Below are 18,052 nucleotides of genomic sequence, written 5' to 3'. Positions count from 1 at the left end.
AACCAGATGCGGCGCCGGGTAGATCCATTCATGTGAAGCAAAGATGACACGTCCACTCCGTCTAGTCGCAGTTTCCGGCGGACTGCAACGCCCCTCCAAGTCAGCGGCCCTGGCAGAGCACCTGCTGGACCTGATCGCCGACGATGTCCCGTGCGAACAGCACCTGGTCGAACTGGGCCAGCTTGCCCCGCAACTTGCTGGCGCCGTCTGGCGCTCGCAATTGCCCGACACGGTGGAGCGCGAGCTTTGCGCGGTCGAACAAGCCGACATCCTGGTGGTGACAACCCCGGTTTACCGAGGCTCGTACACGGGGCTGTTCAAGCATTTCTTCGACTTCATTCATCAGGACGCCTTGGTCGACACGCCCGTCTTGTTGGCGGCCACCGGCGGCAGCGAACGCCATGCCCTGATGATCGACCACCAGTTGCGGCCGCTGTTCAGCTTCTTCCAGGCACGCACCCTGCCACTGGGCGTCTACGCAACCGACAAGGACTTTGACGGCTACCGCGTGCAAGACATGGCCCTGCTCGAACGGGCCAACCTGGCAGTCCAGCGCGCATTGCCCTTCATCGATTTGATGCGCCGTCCCAGCACCGCCGCCGCAAAAGAAGCGGTCGCGGCCTGACGCAAAGCCAATTCAACCGCCGCCCGCCGCGGCGATAGCGTCCGTCGCCAAGCGGTTGCCGGACTCCGTATTCCTTTCGCCAAAATCAGCACACTTCAGCCCCATGACCAACGCGTTCACATTCAACATCAAGAGCATTCCTTTTGATGAAAATTATCAGCCCTCCGACAGCACGCGCATCACGACCAACTTTGCCAACCTGGCCCGGGGAACGAGTCGCCAGGAGAATCTGCGCAACACGTTGAAGATGATCGACCGGCGCTTCAATAATCTGGCGCATTGGGATAACCCCAAGGGGGATCGCTATACGGTCGAACTGGAAATCATCTCCGTTGAAATGAACATCGCCGCCAACGGCGGCAGTGATTCGTTTCCGCTGATCGAAATCTTGAAGACCCATATCGTTGACCGTCATAACAACGAGCGCATCGAAGGGATCGTCGGGAATAACTTCTCTTCGTACGTGCGCGACTACGACTTCAGCGTGCTTTTGCCCGAGCACAACAACGACAAATCCACCTTCAGCTCGCCTGACGATTTCGGCGATCTGCACGGCAAGCTGTTCAAGCACTTTGTCAATTCCAGCGCTTACAAAGAGTGGTTCAGCAAGCCGCCTGTCATCTGCATCAGCGCGTCCAGCAGCAAGACCTACCTGCGCACTGAAAATCAGCACCCCATCCTGGGCGTTGAATATCAGCAAAACGAATTCTCGCCGACGGACCAGTACTTCGAAAAAATGGGCTTGCAGGTCCGTTACTTCATGCCCCCGGGCAGCGCCGCGCCGTTGGCCTTTTACTTTCAGGGCGACCTGCTTGGGCATTACACGAACCTTGAGCTGATCAGCATCATCAGCACGATGGAAACGTTCCAGAAAATCTACCGCCCCGAGATCTACAACGCCAATTCCGCTGCGGGCAAGGTCTATCAGCCGAGCCTTAAGAACCAGGATTACTCGTTGACGCAGATTGTCTATGACCGCGAAGAGCGCAGCCAGCTCGCCGTGAAGCAGGGAAAGTTCACGGAAGAACACTTCATCAAGCCCTACAAGCACGTGCTGGAAAGCTGGGCCGCCAACTACGCGCACTAATCACTTAAAAAAACACGAGACCCTCTGATCATGAAAAAACTACTGCCCACCTCCACCGCCGGCAGCCTGCCCAAGCCTTCGTGGCTGGCACAGCCTGAAAAACTCTGGTCGCCTTGGAAACTGCAAGACGAAGAGCTGGTCGAGGGCAAGCAAGACGCCCTTCGTCTGGCGCTGCAAGAACAACAGCACGCGGGCATTGATATCGTCAGCGACGGCGAGCAAACCCGTCAGCACTTTGTCACGACGTTCATCGAACATCTCGACGGCGTTGATTTCGAAAAGCGCGAAACCGTTCGCATCCGTGATCGCTACGATGCAAGCGTGCCGACCGTCGTGGGCGCCGTCAGCCGTCAAAAGCCGGTGTTCGTTGAAGACGCCAAGTTCCTGCGCCAGCAGACCAAGCAACCCATCAAATGGGCGCTGCCGGGCCCCATGACGATGATCGATACGCTGTATGACGCTCACTACAAGAGCCGGGAAAAACTGGCCTGGGAATTCGCCAAGATCCTCAACCAGGAAGCCCGCGAATTGGAAGCCGCTGGCGTGGACATCATTCAATTCGACGAACCGGCGTTCAACGTGTTCTTCGACGAGGTCAACGACTGGGGCATCGCCACGCTGGAACGGGCGATTGAAGGCCTTAAATGCGAAACCGCCGTGCATATCTGCTATGGCTATGGCATCAAGGCCAACACCGACTGGAAGAAGACGCTGGGTTCCGAGTGGCGCCAGTATGAGGAATCCTTCCCCAAGCTTCAAAAATCCAATATCGACATCATTTCGCTGGAATGCCACAACTCTCACGTTCCGATCGATCTGATCGAACTGATTCGTGGCAAGAAGGTGATGGTGGGCGCCATTGACGTGGCCAGCGATAAGGTTGAAACGCCTGAAGAAGTCGCCAACACGCTGCGCACGGCGCTGAAGTTTGTGGATGCCGACAAGCTGTATCCGTGCACGAACTGCGGCATGGCGCCGTTGTCGCGGGCTATTGCGAAGGGCAAGCTGCTCGCTTTGAGCGAAGGTGCAGAAATCGTTCGCAAGGAACTGTTGGGCTGATGCCCAAGAAGCCAGACCGCATTTTGCGCAGTCTGGCTTCTTATTTTTTTACTGTTCCTTCAGCCCCAACGACTTCATCAATGGGGCAAACAATGTCTTCTCGTCCTGGACACGCGCGGCGTAGTCGGCCACGCTCAACGGTAGCGCCTCGGCGCCGGCGTCCAGGAACCGCGCCCGGATCTCAGGCCGTGCCAGCACCTTGTTGATTTCGCCGTTCATGCGATTGACCACGTCATCGCGGGTGCCGGCGGCGGCATACACGCCGAACAGGCTGTCCGCGAACACACCGTCAATGCCGGCCTCGGTAAAGGTTCGTATGTCGGGCGCCACGGCAGCCCGTTGCCGGCTCGCCACCGCCAACACCTTCAGCTTGCCCGCCTGCACCATGGGAAAGACCGTGGCCGGCCCAAACGCAAAGTCGATCTGGCCCGCGGCCAGGTCTTGTATCGCCGGCGCCACGCCGCGATATGGCGCATGGGTGGCCTGCATGCCGGTAGCCTGCTTGAGCAGCTCGCCAGCCAGATGCGGCGTCGTGCCGTTGCCGGCCGAACCGTAGTTGAGCGGATTGGGCTGCTTGCGCGCGTATTCAACGAACGCTTCAAGCGTATCGACGCCAAGCGAGGACCGCACGAACAGGAACAACTGGCTGTTGGCCAACAAGGCGACCGGCCGCAGGTCGCGCTGCGGATCGAACGGCATGCTGGTGAACATCAGCGGGTTGACCGATTCGGTCGTCGATGGATTGAGCAAGAAGGTGTGGTTGTCTCCGCCATTGCGCACCACCTCGGCGCCCGCCACGTTGCCGCCCGCGCCGCCCCGATTCTCAACGATAACGGTCTGCTTCAAGGCCTCGGCCAAATGCGGCTGCACCGTGCGCGCCAGCACGTCAACCAGCCCGCCAGGGGCCAGCCCCACGACCAGGCGCACCGGCTTGGTGGGCCAGGCCTGGGGCGGCGTTTGCGCCTGGCTGCCCGCCGTCCAACCAGTCAGCGCCAACATCATCAAGGCCAGGCAACGTCTACGCAGCAGCATGCGATTCTCCTATGGGGCGCCACCGCGCGATCCTGCGTACGGTGCGTCAGGTGCCACACCCCGGTGAACCGCCTTGATGCCTGATCGTGGCGGCAGCCCTAAAGCTGCCGCTTATTCTTCACAAAAGTTTAAGCATAAAGAATCCCGGATAACCCTAGTTTTGCTCATTGGGTGTGTCAGCCGTATAGACCGCGAGATCGCTGGCCGGTGTCAGCTTTATCCTTGTTGATGATTCAGGTTGCAATTACAATCGTTGCAAATGCAATCGTAAGCCACGATGCCAACTCGTGCAGATGGCCAATCAACAGAAGGTCAACTATGAATTCTGAACGCCTTCGCCCGTCCGCATTCACGCCGCAAACCCGGTTGGCAGCGTTTGCGTGCCTTGAAAAACTGGCAGGGGAAGATATGGAGCGAGCTTGCTTTGCCGCTTCCCCCTACCGAGCTATTCAGGCCATCTCCCAGGGCTTGGCACAAGACGATGCGACGAATGGCAAGGTTTGGATCGTGAGGGCATCCACAGACCCCCAGACACATCCCGCAGACGATGTAGACATGGACGTGGGCAACATCAGCGCGTGGCCACTATGGTTTCGGGATGGGCCTGGGCGCTTCGAAATGCCATTGTTGTATTTGCTGCGCTCCGAATCTGTCGCTGGGGTGCGCGCAGCGGTATACGAAGCGACCGACCGTGGCATCCTGTGCAACGATGCCGAGCTAACCTCGTCACGGTGGCCCAAAAACGTGCAGCCTGCCGTTCCGCTTTGGCTTGCCAGCAGCTTGAACGGTACCCCCTACGATCCCGCATCAGGACTGGAGGCGCTCGCTATCCTACGCGCTGCCATGCAGGTCATGTATGTAGACGACAAGCCGGGGTTCTTCTATATGACCCTGCACGATAACAACGGCAAAGTACCCGCGTCGGCGCAAACCGAAGTACATGATGCGTACAAGGGTATGTATCGGCTTATCGCTGCGCCTGAGTCCAGTACCCCGGCAGTCCGACTGCTAGGAGCCGGCCAAGCATTGGGAAATGTGGTCGAGGCGGCCAGACTTCTGCGAGAAGACTGGAACATCACCGGTGAGGTCTGGAGTTGCCCAAGCTACACCCGCCTGGCGCGCGAAGGCCACGAGGCCGAACACTGGAACATGCTCCATCCGCTGTCGAAGAAAAAGACATCGCATATTCAGATGTGCCTTGGTTCAGGGCAATCGCCTGTTCTGGCCGTCACCGGATATGGGCAGCACATTGCCGATCAGATCGGCGGCTTCGTTTCCGCCCGCTTTGTTGCATTGGGGGCCGACTCCCATCGGGAAACGACTGGATCTCCCAGCGTGCAATGGATTGTGGCTGCCGCACTCAAAGTGCTTGGGGATGAGGGCATCTTGCCGATGCGACAAGCGCAAGAAGCATTGAAGCGATATGCGCTGGCCTGAAACCGAGCCGCGCAATCTCGCTTGCGCAAGCGTCAGTCACCCCGAGCGCGCGCCGCAGCAGAGGCTTGATCCAGCGCCGCGGCAAACTTGCTTTGCTCGTCGATGCTGAACTGGCTCAGAAAAACCTCGGCAACGGTTCCTTCGTAAACCTTCCACATCTTCTTTCGAAGCGCGCGCCCTTCCTTCGTAATGGTTGCGTACGCGGCGCGGCCGTCTTCGGCTGAACGCGCACGCTTGACCAGTCCCTCTTGCTCCAACCGGTCCACCAAGCGCGTGAGGTTGTAGCGTTCGATCGCTAGTGCGTCGGCCAGTTCGTGCATCCGTCGTGTGCCCCCGGATCCGCTTTCCAGCCCCCAAAGGACGTCGTACCAAGCATAGGTGGGCAGTTTGGCCGCTGCCAGGCGGCTCTCCACCTCGCGGATCATCAAACGATGGGCGCGCACAAACGAGAACCAGAGATCCGATTCGCCCTTCGTCATAACAAACTCCTTTCGTATTTTGGTTGCATTTGCAATTCTAACTGACTTAGAATTGCGAGCGATACGATTGCATATGCAATTCATAAATCGAACTTACATGACTGCTCCACGCCTGCCCGTCTGGCCGAGCGCAGCCCTGCTTCAACACCTTTTTTCCTGGAGGCCCGCCATGAATCCCCCCCTCGCACTGGTCGACGTTGACCCGTTAGAAACCCGAGAGTGGCTGGAAGCGCTGGAGGCTGTCACGACGGTAGAAGGCCGTTCGCGCGCCCACTACCTGATCGACCAGCTCACCGACTTCGACGCCTCCCGCCATGGCGATCTGCACGGGCGCGTCACGACCCCCTACATCAATACCATCGACAAAGACCGGCAGCCCGCCTATCCCGGCGACATCGATATCGAGCAACGCCTGAATGCTTATATCCGCTGGAATGCGATGGTAATGGTGTTACGCGCCGGCAAGCACTCCAACGTCGGCGGACACATCGCCACCTACCAGTCGGCGGCGGTGCTCTATGACGTGGGCTTCAATCACTTCTTCCGGGGCCGCACCGAGACATTCGGCGGCGATATGGTCTACATCCAGGGCCATTCCGCGCCGGGCATTTACGGGCGCGCATACCTGGAAGGACGCATCACCGAAGCGCAACTGGACAACTTCCGCCGGGAGGCCGGACGCGATGGCCTGTCCTCCTATCCTCACCCTCGACTGATGCCAGATTTCTGGCAGTTCCCCACGGTATCCATGGGGCTGGGTCCATTGACTGCCGCCTATCAGGCCCGGTTCATGCGATATCTCGAATACCGGGGATTGCTGGAGCATCAGGGCCGCAAGGTGTGGGCCTTCCTCGGTGATGGAGAAATGGACCAGCCCGAATCGCTGGCCGCCATCTCGGTCGCCGGGCGCGAACGCCTCGACAATCTGATCTTTATCGTCAACTGCAATCTGCAACGCCTGGACGGCCCGGTGCGGGGCAACAGCAAGATCGTGCAGGAACTCGAAGGCACCTTCCGGGCCGCGGGCTGGAACGTCATCAAGGTGCTGTGGGGCAGCGGCTGGGACGACCTGCTCAAGCGCGATACCAGTGGGCTGCTGCGTCAACGCATGATGGAATGCGTTGACGGGGAATATCAGACCTTCAAGTCGCAAAACGGCGCCTATGTGCGCGAACACTTCTTCGGCAAGTATCCAGAGTTACTGGAGTTGGTGGCGCACCTGTCGGACGACGAGATTTGGGCGCTGACACGTGGCGGCCATGACCCCGAGAAGGTGTATGCCGCCTATGCACAAGCCGTCAGTACAGAAGGCCGGCCTACTGTCGTTTTGGTAAAAACAGTCAAGGGCTTCGGCATGGGCGAGGCTGGCGAAGGCCAGAACATCAACCACCAGTTGAAGAAGATGAGCGCGGATGCGGTGCGTGCATTTCGCGATCGCTTTTCGTTGCCGGTGCCCGACGACCAACTCGAAGAAATGCCTTACATGAAACCCGCGCCCGACAGCGAGGAATCACGTTACTTCGCACAGCGCCGGGCCACACTGGGCGGCTATGTTCCGTCGCGTTCCCGTCAAGTCGCTCCGCTGACAGTGCCGCCGCTCAGTGCCTTCGCCACGCAACTGAAAGACAGCGGCGAGCGCGGCGTCTCGACCACCATGTCCTTCGTTCGCATCCTGACTACGCTGCTCAAAGACCCCAACCTGGGCAAGCTGGTCATCCCCATCGTGCCGGACGAATCGCGCACTTTTGGCATGGAAGGTCTGTTCCGCCAGATCGGTATCCACTCGTACATGGGCCAGCTCTATACCCCACAAGATGCGGGTCAGTTGAGCTACTACAAAGAGGCCAAGGACGGTCAAATCCTGCAAGAGGGAATCAACGAATCGGGTGCGATCTGCTCATGGATCGCGGCAGGGACAGCCTATAGCAATCATGGCCTGCCAACCATCCCGTTCTACATCTTCTACTCCATGTTCGGTCTGCAACGCGTCGGCGATCTGGCGTGGGCCGCAAGCGATGCACGCACGCGCGGCTTCCTGCTGGGGGCTACGTCTGGCCGCACCACACTCATGGGGGAAGGCTTGCAGCACGATGACGGACACAGCCATGTGCTCTCGTCGGTCATCCCCAACTGCGTCTCGTATGACCCGACCTTTGCTTACGAACTGGCAGTCATCATCCAGGACGGCTTGCGCCGCATGTACGCGGAACAGGAAGATATTTACTACTACATCACGCTGCTCAACGAGAACTACCCGAATCCAGCCCTGCCGGAAGGAAGCGAAGCCGGCATCCTCAAGGGACTCTATCTGCTGCGCGATAGCCAGAAACAAGATGCCGTGTCGAAACAAGACAGCAAGCCGCATGTGCAACTGATGGGCAGCGGCTCTATCCTGCGCGAAGTCATCGCCGCCAGTGAACTGCTGGAGCAGGATTTTGGCATTTCCAGCGACGTGTGGAGCGCCACCAGCCTGACCGAGCTACGTCGCGATGGGATGGCCGCAGAGCGTTGGAACATGCTTCATTCCGAAGAGGAGCCGCGCCTTCCGTATATCCAGCAATGCTTGCAAAATCGAGCAGGTCCCGTCGTCGTGGCAACCGATTACATGAAGATTATCGGCGATCAGATTCGCCCCTTCATTAACGATCGACGATTCATCAGCCTCGGTACGGATGGCTTCGGGCGGTCAGATACTCGCGAATCATTGCGCGAATTTTTCGAAGTCGATCGACACTTCGTCGCTCTCGCAGCGATCAAAGTGCTGGCCGATGAGGGCCATCTTCCTCGTACCAAAATCCGGGAAGCGATCCTCCGGTACAACATCGATCCGGAAAAAATTGACCCTGTCACTATCTAGACGCATACACAACGGCTGACCTTCCCCGCAAATTGGACAGTTCAAAACTGGAAAGTGGCTGCCTCTTTTGGTTGCACTGACCACTTTTGAACGACCTCACACGGGATCCGACGTGCGAGTGCAGCATATCGGCCACCAACCGGGCTCGACTAATAACTCGCCCTCCGAACCACACAATCGACTGTTCTGCTGGCAATGAAAAGGGCGCCGAAGCGCCCTTTTCAACTACCTCATCTGACAGAGGGGATCATTCCCACTCAATCGTCGCCGGCGGCTTGCTCGACACGTCATAAACCACGCGATTGATCCCGCGCACTTCATTGATGATCCGCGAAGAAACCCGCGCCAGCAGCGGATGCGGCAGCGGCGCCCAATCGGCAGTCATGAAGTCGAACGTCTGCACCGCGCGCAAGGCCACGACGTATTCATACGTGCGCCCGTCGCCCATCACACCCACCGACTTCACCGGCAGGAAAACCGCAAACGCTTGGGACGTCAGCTCGTACCAAGTCAAGCCGCTGGCTTCATCCTTGGTATTGCGCAGCTCTTCAATGAAGATCGCATCCGCGCGGCGCAACAGTTCAGCATATTCATGCTTCACTTCGCCCAGAATCCGTACACCCAGACCCGGACCCGGGAACGGGTGGCGATACACCATCTGCGGCGGCAGGCCCAGCGCCACGCCCAGTTCGCGGACTTCGTCCTTGAACAGTTCGCGCAGCGGTTCCAACAGTTGCAGGTTCAGCGTGTCCGGCAGGCCGCCCACGTTGTGGTGCGACTTGATGGACGTGGCCTTGCCCGTCTTGGCGCCAGCGGATTCGATGACGTCGGGGTAGATCGTGCCCTGGGCCAGCCACTTGGCGCTTTGCTGCTTGCCGGCTTGTTCCTGGAACACTTCGACGAATTCGCGACCGATGATCTTGCGCTTGGCTTCCGGGTCGGCGACGCCGGACAGCTTGCCCATGAATTGCGCGGTGGCGTCGACGTGAATGATCTTCACGCCCATGTTTTCGGCAAAGGTCTGCATGACCTGCTTGCCTTCGTCCAGGCGCAACAGGCCATGGTCGACGAACACGCAAGTGAGCTGGTCGCCGATGGCCTTGTGGATCAGTGCGGCGGCAACGGAGGAGTCCACGCCACCCGACAGGCCCAGAATGACTTCGTCGGTACCGACCTGCTCGCGGATGCGGGCGACGGCTTCTTCGACGTAGTCGGGCATGTTCCAGTCGCCCTGGCATTCGCAGATCTCGTTTACGAAGCGGGCCAGCATGGCCTTGCCTTGAACGGTGTGCGTGACTTCGGGGTGGAACTGAACGGCGTAGAAACGGCGCTCTTCGTCGGCCATGCCGGCGATGGGGCAAGACGGCGTCGAGGCCATCAGCTTGAAGCCGGGGGGCAGCTCGGTGACCTTGTCGCCGTGACTCATCCAGACCTTCAACATGCCATGGCCTTCGGGCGTGGTGAAGTCGGCGATGCCTTCAAGCAGCTTGGTGTGGCCGTGGGCGCGCACTTCGGCGTAGCCGAATTCGCGGTGGTCCGAGAAGCTGACCACGCCGCCCAGTTGCTGCGCCATGGACTGCATGCCGTAGCAGATGCCCAGCACCGGCACGCCCAGTTCGAACACGGCGTGCGGCACGCGCATCGAGCCTTCTTCGTAGGCGGAGGCGTGGCTGCCGGACAGGATGATGCCCTTCAAGCCTTGCGCCATCTGGTCGCGCACGAACGCGTCGTCGACGTCGCCGGGATGCACTTCGGAATAGACGCCGGCCTCGCGGACGCGACGGGCGATCAGTTGGGTGACTTGCGAACCGTAGTCAAGAATGAGGATGCGCTGGTGCATTGAGCTCTACCGATTAAATAAAACCGCACCGGCAGAACCGCGGATTGTTGATGCGATTCTGCCGGTGCGTGATGCATGACATTGTAGTTGACTGTACGGATCAGTCAGCGCGGTAGTTAGGCGCTTCCTTGGTGATCTGCACGTCGTGTACGTGGGACTCGCGCACGCCGGCGGAGGTGATCTCCACGAATTCGGCCTTGGTGCGCATGTCGTCAATGGTGGCGGCGCCGCAGTAGCCCATCGAGGCGCGAATGCCGCCGACCAGTTGGTAAATGATGGCCAGCACGCTGCCCTTGTAGGGGACGCGGCCTTCGATGCCTTCCGGCACAAGCTTGTCGGCGTTGTTGGACGGGTCCTGGAAGTAGCGGTCGGCCGAGCCGTCCGTCATCGCGCCCAGGCTGCCCATGCCGCGATACGACTTGTACGAGCGGCCTTGGAACAACACGACTTCGCCCGGGGCTTCTTCCGTGCCGGCGAACATGCCGCCCATCATGCACGAGAACGCGCCGGCGGCCAGCGCCTTGGCGACGTCGCCCGAGTAGCGGATGCCGCCGTCGGCGATCAGCGGAACGCCCGTGCCTTCCAGCGCCTTGGCGACTTCGGAAATGGCATGGATCTGCGGCACGCCCACGCCGGCCACGATACGCGTGGTGCAGATCGAACCGGGGCCGATACCGACCTTGACGCCGTCGGCGCCGTGTTCGACCAGCGCGCGCGCGGCGGCGGCGGTGGCGATGTTGCCGCCGATGACTTCAACCTTGGGGTAGTTCTGCTTGACCCAGCGCACGCCTTCCAGCACGCCCTTGGAATGGCCGTGCGCGGTGTCGACGATCAGGACGTCGACGCCAGCGGCAACCAGCTTTTCCACGCGTTCTTCGGTGCCCGCGCCCACGCCCACGGCCGCGCCAACGCGCAACTGGCCTTGGCCGTCTTTGCTGGCCATCGGGTGTTCGGTGTTCTTGACGATGTCCTTGACGGTGGCCAGGCCACGCAGCTCAAAGCCGTCGTTTACGATCAGCACGCGTTCCAGACGGTGCTTGTGCATCAGGGCTTGCGCTTCGTCCAGCGTCGCGCCTTCCTTCATGGTCACCAGGCGTTCCTGCGGCGTCATGATGTTGCGCAGGGGCTGGTCCAGGTTTTCTTCGAAGCGCAGATCGCGATTGGTCACGATGCCAACCAGCTTGCGGCCTTCGACGACCGGCAGGCCCGAAATGCCATGCTGGCGCTGCAACGCAATGGCGTCGCGCACTTTCATCTGGGGGGTGACGGTGACCGGATCGATCACGATGCCGAATTCGTGGCGCTTCACACGAGCCACTTCACGGGCTTGGGCATCGGCGGACAAATTCTTGTGAATGATCCCGATGCCACCTTCTTGAGCCATGGCGATAGCCAGGCGCGATTCGGTGACGGTGTCCATGGCGGCGGACACGAGCGGAATATTCAGGCTGATATTGCGGGTCAGGCGGGTGGCCAGGGAGGTGTCGCGCGGCAACACCTCGGAATACGCAGGCACCAACAACACATCGTCGAAGGTGAGCGCTTTTTGAACGAGACGCATGGGTAACTCCGGGCGCAAAGCAAGATTATACGCCGCCCGCAAGTTTTTTCTAGGTGTCTACCCTAGGTTTGTTCAGGGTTTTTTACACAGGGCAGCGCAGCCAGGCCGGCGCGTCTGGCGCCGGGAATCGAAGCCCGGTTTATAGCCCCGCATCACCAAAGCCACAAGTATTTTCACCCGGATGATATTGACAAACTATTTTTACCCGGATCATAATTACGCTGCGTTTCGCCCCGTGTTTTTTCATACGCGACTCCCCTGCCTGGCTACCGGACCCCCACGCCATGACCACCACCGCTTCCCCCTTGGTCTCCATCACCACCTACACCGCCTTCGCGGGCCACCGCATCCTTGCCACCGGCGCGCTCGCCGACGTGGCGCTGGCGGTCAAGCACGCCAGCGGCGAGGACGCCGCATTGCTCGTCTATCAGGACGGGACGGGCATCCAGACCGATCTGAATCTGGCCGGCACCGACGCGCAGATCGTCGCGCGCCATCGCCCGGCCGCCGACGCAAGCCCTGCCGGAACGCCACAACCGACGCAAGCAGAGCACGGCGCGTCGGCGCCACGCGGACGCGGCCGGCCCAAGCTGGGGGTGGTGGCGCGAGAAGTGACGCTGCTGCCCCGGCACTGGGATTGGCTGGCCGAGCAGCCGGGCGGCGCGTCGGTCGCGCTGCGCAAGCTGGTCGAACAGGCGCGTCGCAGCAACGATGCGCGGGACCAGCAGCGCCAGCGGCAGGAAGCCGCCTATCGATTCATGACCAGCATGGCGGGCGACTTGCCGGGCTTCGAGGAAGCCACGCGCGCGCTGTATGCGAACGACGCCGAACAGTTCGCGCATTGCGTTGCCGCATGGCCTGAGGATGTGCGCACGTATGCCACGCGCCTGGCCTGGGACGATGCGCCCGCCGACCTTGCACAAACCTCCGCGCAACCCTGACCTGAACCGCGTGCGTGACAAGACGCCAGGTTTCGGTACGATTCGCTTTTATCCCCCCCGCATCGGAACTCAGGCATGCCACAACTTGTATTGCTGCTGTTGGGAGTGCCCTATCTGCGCAAGCGCTGGAAGGGCCTGTTCGCGGCGGGACTGTTTTTTCTGGTCGCGGGCGTCTTCATCTTCATCGACGCGCTGGACGGGGTGCTGTACTTTCCGCTGAACGCCTTCGCCGCGCTCTTCATCATCGAGGGCCTTGCCACGCTGATGATCGCCTCCAGCGGCGTAGGCGGGCAGCGCGTGCTGCGCTATGTGAAAGGCCTGTTCGTCCTGTTGGCGGGCAGCCTGATCCTGGCGGGCCACCATCACGGGCACTTTGCCTTGTCGATGATCTTTGGCGCGCTGTTCCTGCTCGACGGACTGCTGCAATGCCTGGCGGCGTATGTGGTCCGTTATGAACGCTGGCGCTACGCCTTCGCTGGCGGCATCGTGGAAATCCTGCTGGCCATCTTCTTTTTTCAGCCCTATCCCACGCACTACGTCGGCACCGTACCGTATTGCGTGGGCCTGTTTCTGGGCATCGCAGGCATGAAGCTGCTGTGGCTGGCGCGCCGCGTGAAGCGGCTGGCGTCGAATCCGGCGTTTGCGTCCAATCCGTCGCCGGACTTCCTGCCGTCCGAGCCTGCCCCCGCCTCGCCTTCCACGCCTGGCCCGCAGCGTCCCACTGTTTGGGACGGCCCGCCCGCCGACTCGGAACGCGCGTTGACGGTCCATGTGTGGACGCCGTCCGGCTCGGCCAAGGCGCAGACCCGCAACTACCCCTTGGTGGACCGCTACATCGCCGCCGTGGACGTCAACGGCGTGATCTCCACCGGGCACGCCGCGCTCGAATCGCCCGAAGGCATCTACATCAGCCTGTACCCGCGCGACGAAATCGACCGGTCGCCCGATGAATTCGGCAGCCTCTTGCGCGCCACCGCCGAAAACGATATCCCGGGCGTCTATCAACCCGACTACGCCACGGAATCCAAGGCCTGGTGCCCCTCGACCATCCGCGTGCGGTTTCGCAACTACGACGCACGGAAGCTGGCCGACTTCTGGCAGGAGTACCGGCAGGACAGCACCTACAACTTGACCCACCGCAATTGTTCAAGCTCGGTCGCGCGGGCGCTCGACGCCGCCCTGGACGGGGTGGTCGGACGGCTGCATGGCAGCGAGGCCGGCTGGCGCGTTTTTCTGCGCTTGCTGTTGACGCCGGAACTCTGGGTCGCTTCGCAGATACGCAAACGCGCGCTGACGATGGCCTGGACGCCCGGGCTGACGCTGGACTATGCCCGCGCCATGAGCATGCTGGCCGACCCCCGGCCGTTTGGCTGGTGGAAGATGTCGCAGGCGGCGCTGCGCCAGATTTCCCAGCTGCGCGCCCGCTGGCGCGATCAGGACCGCAACGCCGCCGCGCAGCGTCCGCCCGCGCAAGGCTGACGCCAGCAGCGCGGGGCACGCCAAACGCCCGCGCGCGCATTGCGCTTTAATGGACGCGTGATCTCAACCCTAGGTGCATCATGTCCCACTCCAAGAATTTCCTGCTGTACGACGGAGACTGCCCGTTCTGCTCGAACTACGTGCGGATGCTGCAATTGCAGAAAGCGGTGGGCCCGATCGACCTGCTGAACATGCGCGACCATCCCGACATGGCCGTTGCCTACAAGGCGCAAGGCTATGACCTGAACCAGGGCATGCTGCTGCACCTGGACGGGCAAGACTACTGGGGCGCCGACTGCATCAACCGGCTGGCGCTGATCAGCACCGGCAATGATCTGTTCAACAGCGTGAACGCCGCCGTGTTCCGCAACCCCTGCCTGTCCACCGCGCTGTACCCCTTCATGCGCACGGGCCGCAGCCTGGCCTTGACGCTGTTGGGCAAACGCAAGATGCAGTTGTAGTCACTCAGCCGATCCGCGACGCCACCAGACAACAAGCCGCGCGCCTACCCGAACTACGGCGCGCGGCGCCCAAGCCCATCCACATCCACCACCCGTTGCAGGAACGCGTCCAGCGCCGGGTTGTCGTGCTGGGCGTGCCAGGCCAGATACATATCCGCGTACAGATTGCGCTGCCCGATCGGCCGGAATTCCACGCCATCGAACCGAAGCTCGCGCGCGGAATCGGGCACGATGCCCACCCCCAGGCCCGCCCGCACCAAGGCCAGCAACGTATGGGTCTGCCCTGCCCGCTGCACATAATCAGGCTGCACGTCGGCCAGGCCGAACGCCCCCACGATGCGGTCATAGAAATACTTGCCTTCGCGCGGTGAATACAGCACGAAGGGCTGGCCTTGCAGCAGGCGCAGCGGCACGGTTTCGTGTTCGCACAAGGGCGACCCCACCGGCAGCGCCAGCACCAGCGGCTCGCGCTCGACGAGGCGCGATTCGATGCCCGCCTGCTGCGGCACGCTGCGCGCCAGGATGGCGTCCAGCTCGCGCGCCACCAGCAGCCGGGCAAGATCCGTACTGACCGTTTCGCGCAGCTGGATCTCGACGCCGGCAAGCAGTTTGCGGGCCTGCATGATCATTGATGGCATCAAACGGTACGAGGCCACGGCGGTAAAGCCCAGCGTGATGTGCCCCGCATCGCCGCCCGAGGTGCGCCGCGCGGTGGCGGCGGCTCGCGCCGAGAACTCCAGCAGGTGGCGCGCATCGCGCAGGAAGCGCCGGCCCGCGGCACTGAGCAGCACCTGCCGGCTATTGCGTTCAAACAGCGTCACGCCCAGGTCCTGCTCCAGCAACTGAATCTGGCGGGACAGCGGCGGCTGCGTCATGCATAGCCGTTCGGCGGCACGGCCGAAGTGCAATTCTTCGGCCACCGCAATGAAACACTCCAACTGACGAAATTCCATCGATTCAATCCTTGAATTGATCAATGCTATTTATAGCTCGAACGGCTATCCATCGACAGCCGTTTCTATACTCGCAAAAAATGGCAGCCACGGCGGCCAGAGGACCCAAAGGAGCATCACCGCAGCACGGATTCATTTCGCGGCGCAAGCCGTTTCCCACCCCAAAAAAGAGAAAAGACATGGAGACACCCCCCATCGCCCGCCCCCGCGTCCGGCTCATTGCCGCGGCGTTGGCCCTGGCCGCCACCGCCGCCTTGCCGTTCAGCGCCCAGGCTGCCGGGTATCCGGAGCGTTCGATCAACCTGATCGTGCCTTTTTCGCCAGGCGGCGGCACCGACATCTCGGCGCGGCTGTTGGCGGCGGCGCTGGGCGACAAGCTGGCCGCATCGGTGGTGGTGGACAACCGCCCCGGCGCGGGCGGCCAGATCGCCGCTGACCTGGTGGCGCGCTCGCCCGCCGACGGCTACACGCTGCTGTTCGCCAATTCCGGCATGCTGGCGATCAACCCGTGGATCTACAAGCTGCATTCCGACCCGGCCACTGCGTTCACGCCCGTGTCGCTCTTTTCGGACCTGCCCTTCGTGCTGGTCGTGCCGACCACCCTGCCCGCCAAGAACGTGGCCGACCTGGTCAAGCTGGCGCGCGCCGAACCGGGTAAGCACACGTTCGCCAGTTCCGGCACGGGCGGCGCGCCGCACCTGTCGGGCGAGATCTTCCAGCAGGCCACCGGCGTCGATCTGATGCACGTGCCCTACAAGGGCGGCGGCCCCGCCATGACCGACCTGATGGCCGGCCGCGTGGACATGCTGTTCGCCTCGGTGCTGGAAACCATGCCTTACGTCACTGGCGGCAAGCTGCGCGCGCTGGCCGTTACCGGCGCGACGCGTTCGCCCGCCATGCCCGACGTGCCCACCATCGATGAAGCCGGCGTGCAGAATGCACAGTCGGGCTCATGGACCGCCGTGCTGGCGCCGGCCGGCACGCCGCCCGCCGTGATCGAAAAGCTGTCGCAAGCCATCCGCGACGTTGCCTCCGACCCGGCCATGAAGACCAAGCTGGAATCGCAAGGTGCGGTGGCGCATGGCTCGACCCCGCAGCAGTTGCAGGAGCTGGCCGCCAGCGAACGCGCGCGCTATGGGCAGATCATCAAGACGCGCAATATCCAGACCAATTGATAACGGGCCGGCCCGGTTTCCGGGCCGCGTCCCAATCCGCATTGCCAAGAAGCCCCTTCCACAAGCCTTTCCCGATAAGCCGTATCCATGACAGATTCCCTGCCTTCCTCCGCCCCGCACCTGTTGATGGTCGGCCCCTTGCTGCCGGATCTGGTCGCCGATCTTGAATCGCGCTACCGCGTGCATCGCCTCTGGGAAGCCGCCGATGCCGACGCCTTGCTGCGCGAGCACGGCCCGCACATACGCGGCATCGCCACCAGTGGACGCTTTGGCGCGACGGCCGAGCTGATCAACGCGCTGCCCGCGCTGGAAGGCATATTCAGTTTTGGCGTGGGTTACGACACCATCGACCTGGCGGCCGCCCGCGCACGCGGGGTCGTCGTCACGAACACGCCCGGCGTGCTGGACGCCTGCGTGGCCGACACGGCGCTTGCCTTGATGCTGGCCGCCCCGCGCCGCATCGCCCAGGCAGACCGCTTCGTGCGCGCCGGCCGCTGGCCCAGCGAGAACTTCCCGCTGGGCACAAGAATGTCCGGCAAACGCTGCGGCATCGTCGGGCTGGGCAACATCGGCTTGCAGATCGCACGCCGCGCCGCCGCCTTCGATATGGAGATCCTCTACACCAACCGCAAGCCGCGCGCCGATGCCCCCGAGGGCTACCGCTATTGCCCCGACATCGAAACCCTGGCCGCCGAGTGCGACTTCCTGGTGCTGGCCGTGCCGGGCGGCGACGCCACGCGCCACATGGTGAATGCCAAGGTGCTGAACGCGCTGGGCCCCACCGGCTGGCTCATCAATATTGCGCGCGGCACGGTCGTGGACGAAGCCGCGCTCGTCAGCGCGCTAGAAGACAAGCGCATCGCGGGCGCGGGGCTGGACGTGTTCGAGCACGAACCGGCCACGTCCGCCGCGTTCAATGCGATGGATAACGTGGTGCTGCTGCCCCACATCGCCAGCGGCACGCACGAAACCCGCCGCGCCATGGCCGACCTGATGGTGGCCAATCTGGACGGCTGGTTCCGCGATGAAAAAGTGTTGACCCAGGTGGTCTGACCGGCTGCGGTCA

General features: G+C 61.9%; 15 protein-coding genes. 10 read left to right on the top strand and 5 right to left on the bottom strand.

Translation table 11 applies throughout. The features are described from left to right. Window positions 1-43: 43 nt before the first annotated feature. From msuE to API01S_RS03475, 3 genes are all read left to right on the top strand, one after another. A complete protein-coding gene (msuE, locus tag API01S_RS03485; protein WP_061303131.1) occupies window positions 44-625 on the top strand; it encodes an FMN reductase in 582 nt (193 codons plus the stop codon). A gap of 103 nt (window positions 626-728) precedes the next feature. Further along, window positions 729-1,712 carry a DUF1852 domain-containing protein gene (locus API01S_RS03480; protein ID WP_061303129.1) on the top strand — a complete coding sequence of 328 codons (984 nt, stop codon included), beginning with the start codon at window positions 729-731 and terminating at the stop codon, window positions 1,710-1,712. 30 nt (window positions 1,713-1,742) lie between these two features. Beyond that, entirely contained in the window at window positions 1,743-2,771 is a 1,029-nt protein-coding gene (locus API01S_RS03475) for a methionine synthase (protein WP_061303127.1), read from the top strand. 48 nt (window positions 2,772-2,819) lie between these two features. Here the strand turns inward: API01S_RS03475 and API01S_RS03470 are convergent, their stop codons facing one another. Next, complete coding sequence (locus API01S_RS03470; RefSeq protein ID WP_061303125.1) at window positions 2,820-3,803, bottom strand: Bug family tripartite tricarboxylate transporter substrate binding protein; 984 nt, start codon at window positions 3,801-3,803, stop codon at window positions 2,820-2,822. Window positions 3,804-4,121: 318 nt separating this feature from the next. Between API01S_RS03470 and API01S_RS03465 the strand changes: the two genes are divergently transcribed. Next, a complete protein-coding gene (locus API01S_RS03465) occupies window positions 4,122-5,240 on the top strand; it encodes a transketolase-like TK C-terminal-containing protein (protein ID WP_156487055.1) in 1,119 nt (372 codons plus the stop codon). 32 nt (window positions 5,241-5,272) lie between these two features. On the opposite strand, the gene API01S_RS03460 is transcribed toward API01S_RS03465, so the two are convergent. Then, window positions 5,273-5,719, bottom strand: a complete 447-nt coding sequence (locus API01S_RS03460; RefSeq protein WP_050730433.1) for a MarR family winged helix-turn-helix transcriptional regulator — start codon at window positions 5,717-5,719, stop codon at window positions 5,273-5,275. A 169-nt stretch (window positions 5,720-5,888) separates the two neighbouring features. Here API01S_RS03460 and aceE point away from each other — a divergent pair, with 169 nt between their 5' ends. Next, on the top strand, window positions 5,889-8,576 hold the full coding sequence (aceE, locus tag API01S_RS03455; RefSeq protein WP_061303121.1) for a pyruvate dehydrogenase (acetyl-transferring), homodimeric type: 2,688 nt from the start codon (window positions 5,889-5,891) through the stop codon (window positions 8,574-8,576). Window positions 8,577-8,823: 247 nt separating this feature from the next. Here the strand turns inward: aceE and guaA are convergent, their stop codons facing one another. Beyond that, a complete protein-coding gene (gene guaA / locus API01S_RS03450; protein WP_006219971.1) occupies window positions 8,824-10,416 on the bottom strand; it encodes a glutamine-hydrolyzing GMP synthase in 1,593 nt (530 codons plus the stop codon). Between the two features lie 100 nt (window positions 10,417-10,516). Beyond that, the gene (guaB, locus tag API01S_RS03445; RefSeq protein WP_006219972.1) at window positions 10,517-11,977 is read right to left on the bottom strand and encodes an IMP dehydrogenase; all 1,461 of its coding nucleotides are present in this window, start codon (window positions 11,975-11,977) and stop codon (window positions 10,517-10,519) included. A gap of 284 nt (window positions 11,978-12,261) precedes the next feature. Between guaB and API01S_RS03440 the strand changes: the two genes are divergently transcribed. The 3 genes from API01S_RS03440 to API01S_RS03430 all read left to right on the top strand — a co-directional run bounded on the left by API01S_RS03440 (window position 12,262) and on the right by API01S_RS03430 (window position 14,858). Then, on the top strand, window positions 12,262-12,918 hold the full coding sequence (locus API01S_RS03440) for a DUF2239 family protein (protein WP_006219973.1): 657 nt from the start codon (window positions 12,262-12,264) through the stop codon (window positions 12,916-12,918). A gap of 75 nt (window positions 12,919-12,993) precedes the next feature. Beyond that, on the top strand, window positions 12,994-14,397 hold the full coding sequence (locus API01S_RS03435) for an HdeD family acid-resistance protein (RefSeq protein WP_006219974.1): 1,404 nt from the start codon (window positions 12,994-12,996) through the stop codon (window positions 14,395-14,397). An 80-nt stretch (window positions 14,398-14,477) separates the two neighbouring features. Further along, complete coding sequence (locus API01S_RS03430) at window positions 14,478-14,858, top strand: DCC1-like thiol-disulfide oxidoreductase family protein (RefSeq protein ID WP_006219975.1); 381 nt, start codon at window positions 14,478-14,480, stop codon at window positions 14,856-14,858. A gap of 53 nt (window positions 14,859-14,911) precedes the next feature. On the opposite strand, the gene API01S_RS03425 is transcribed toward API01S_RS03430, so the two are convergent. After that, entirely contained in the window at window positions 14,912-15,811 is a 900-nt protein-coding gene (locus API01S_RS03425) for a LysR family transcriptional regulator (protein ID WP_006219976.1), read from the bottom strand. Window positions 15,812-15,990: 179 nt separating this feature from the next. On the opposite strand from API01S_RS03425, the gene API01S_RS03420 reads away from it, so the two are divergent. Further along, window positions 15,991-16,986 carry a Bug family tripartite tricarboxylate transporter substrate binding protein gene (locus tag API01S_RS03420; RefSeq protein WP_061303119.1) on the top strand — a complete coding sequence of 332 codons (996 nt, stop codon included), beginning with the start codon at window positions 15,991-15,993 and terminating at the stop codon, window positions 16,984-16,986. An 87-nt stretch (window positions 16,987-17,073) separates the two neighbouring features. Then, a complete protein-coding gene (locus API01S_RS03415; protein ID WP_061303117.1) occupies window positions 17,074-18,039 on the top strand; it encodes a 2-hydroxyacid dehydrogenase in 966 nt (321 codons plus the stop codon). The last annotated feature ends 13 nt before the right edge of the window (window positions 18,040-18,052 follow it).

The sequence above is a fragment of the Achromobacter piechaudii NBRC 102461 genome (assembly GCF_001571245.1).
Taxonomy (GTDB): domain Bacteria; phylum Pseudomonadota; class Gammaproteobacteria; order Burkholderiales; family Burkholderiaceae_B; genus Achromobacter; species Achromobacter piechaudii.
This window is presented reverse-complemented; position numbering and strand designations above follow the sequence as displayed.

What these genes read in the sequence shown, in the direction of transcription:
- aceE (WP_061303121.1), top strand. Translation starts at nt 5,889, where the DNA reads ATGAATCCCCCCCTCGCACTGGTCGACGTTGACCCGTTAGAAACCCGA.
- API01S_RS03435 (WP_006219974.1), top strand. Translation starts at nt 12,994, where the DNA reads ATGCCACAACTTGTATTGCTGCTGTTGGGAGTGCCCTATCTGCGCAAG.
- API01S_RS03430 (WP_006219975.1), top strand. Translation starts at nt 14,478, where the DNA reads ATGTCCCACTCCAAGAATTTCCTGCTGTACGACGGAGACTGCCCGTTC.
- API01S_RS03460 (WP_050730433.1), bottom strand. Translation starts at nt 5,719, where the DNA reads ATGACGAAGGGCGAATCGGATCTCTGGTTCTCGTTTGTGCGCGCCCAT.
- API01S_RS03415 (WP_061303117.1), top strand. Translation starts at nt 17,074, where the DNA reads ATGACAGATTCCCTGCCTTCCTCCGCCCCGCACCTGTTGATGGTCGGC.
- API01S_RS03465 (WP_156487055.1), top strand. Translation starts at nt 4,122, where the DNA reads ATGAATTCTGAACGCCTTCGCCCGTCCGCATTCACGCCGCAAACCCGG.
- API01S_RS03480 (WP_061303129.1), top strand. Translation starts at nt 729, where the DNA reads ATGACCAACGCGTTCACATTCAACATCAAGAGCATTCCTTTTGATGAA.
- API01S_RS03420 (WP_061303119.1), top strand. Translation starts at nt 15,991, where the DNA reads ATGGAGACACCCCCCATCGCCCGCCCCCGCGTCCGGCTCATTGCCGCG.
- guaA (WP_006219971.1), bottom strand. Translation starts at nt 10,416, where the DNA reads ATGCACCAGCGCATCCTCATTCTTGACTACGGTTCGCAAGTCACCCAA.
- API01S_RS03440 (WP_006219973.1), top strand. Translation starts at nt 12,262, where the DNA reads ATGACCACCACCGCTTCCCCCTTGGTCTCCATCACCACCTACACCGCC.
- API01S_RS03475 (WP_061303127.1), top strand. Translation starts at nt 1,743, where the DNA reads ATGAAAAAACTACTGCCCACCTCCACCGCCGGCAGCCTGCCCAAGCCT.
- API01S_RS03470 (WP_061303125.1), bottom strand. Translation starts at nt 3,803, where the DNA reads ATGCTGCTGCGTAGACGTTGCCTGGCCTTGATGATGTTGGCGCTGACT.
- API01S_RS03425 (WP_006219976.1), bottom strand. Translation starts at nt 15,811, where the DNA reads ATGGAATTTCGTCAGTTGGAGTGTTTCATTGCGGTGGCCGAAGAATTG.
- msuE (WP_061303131.1), top strand. Translation starts at nt 44, where the DNA reads ATGACACGTCCACTCCGTCTAGTCGCAGTTTCCGGCGGACTGCAACGC.
- guaB (WP_006219972.1), bottom strand. Translation starts at nt 11,977, where the DNA reads ATGCGTCTCGTTCAAAAAGCGCTCACCTTCGACGATGTGTTGTTGGTG.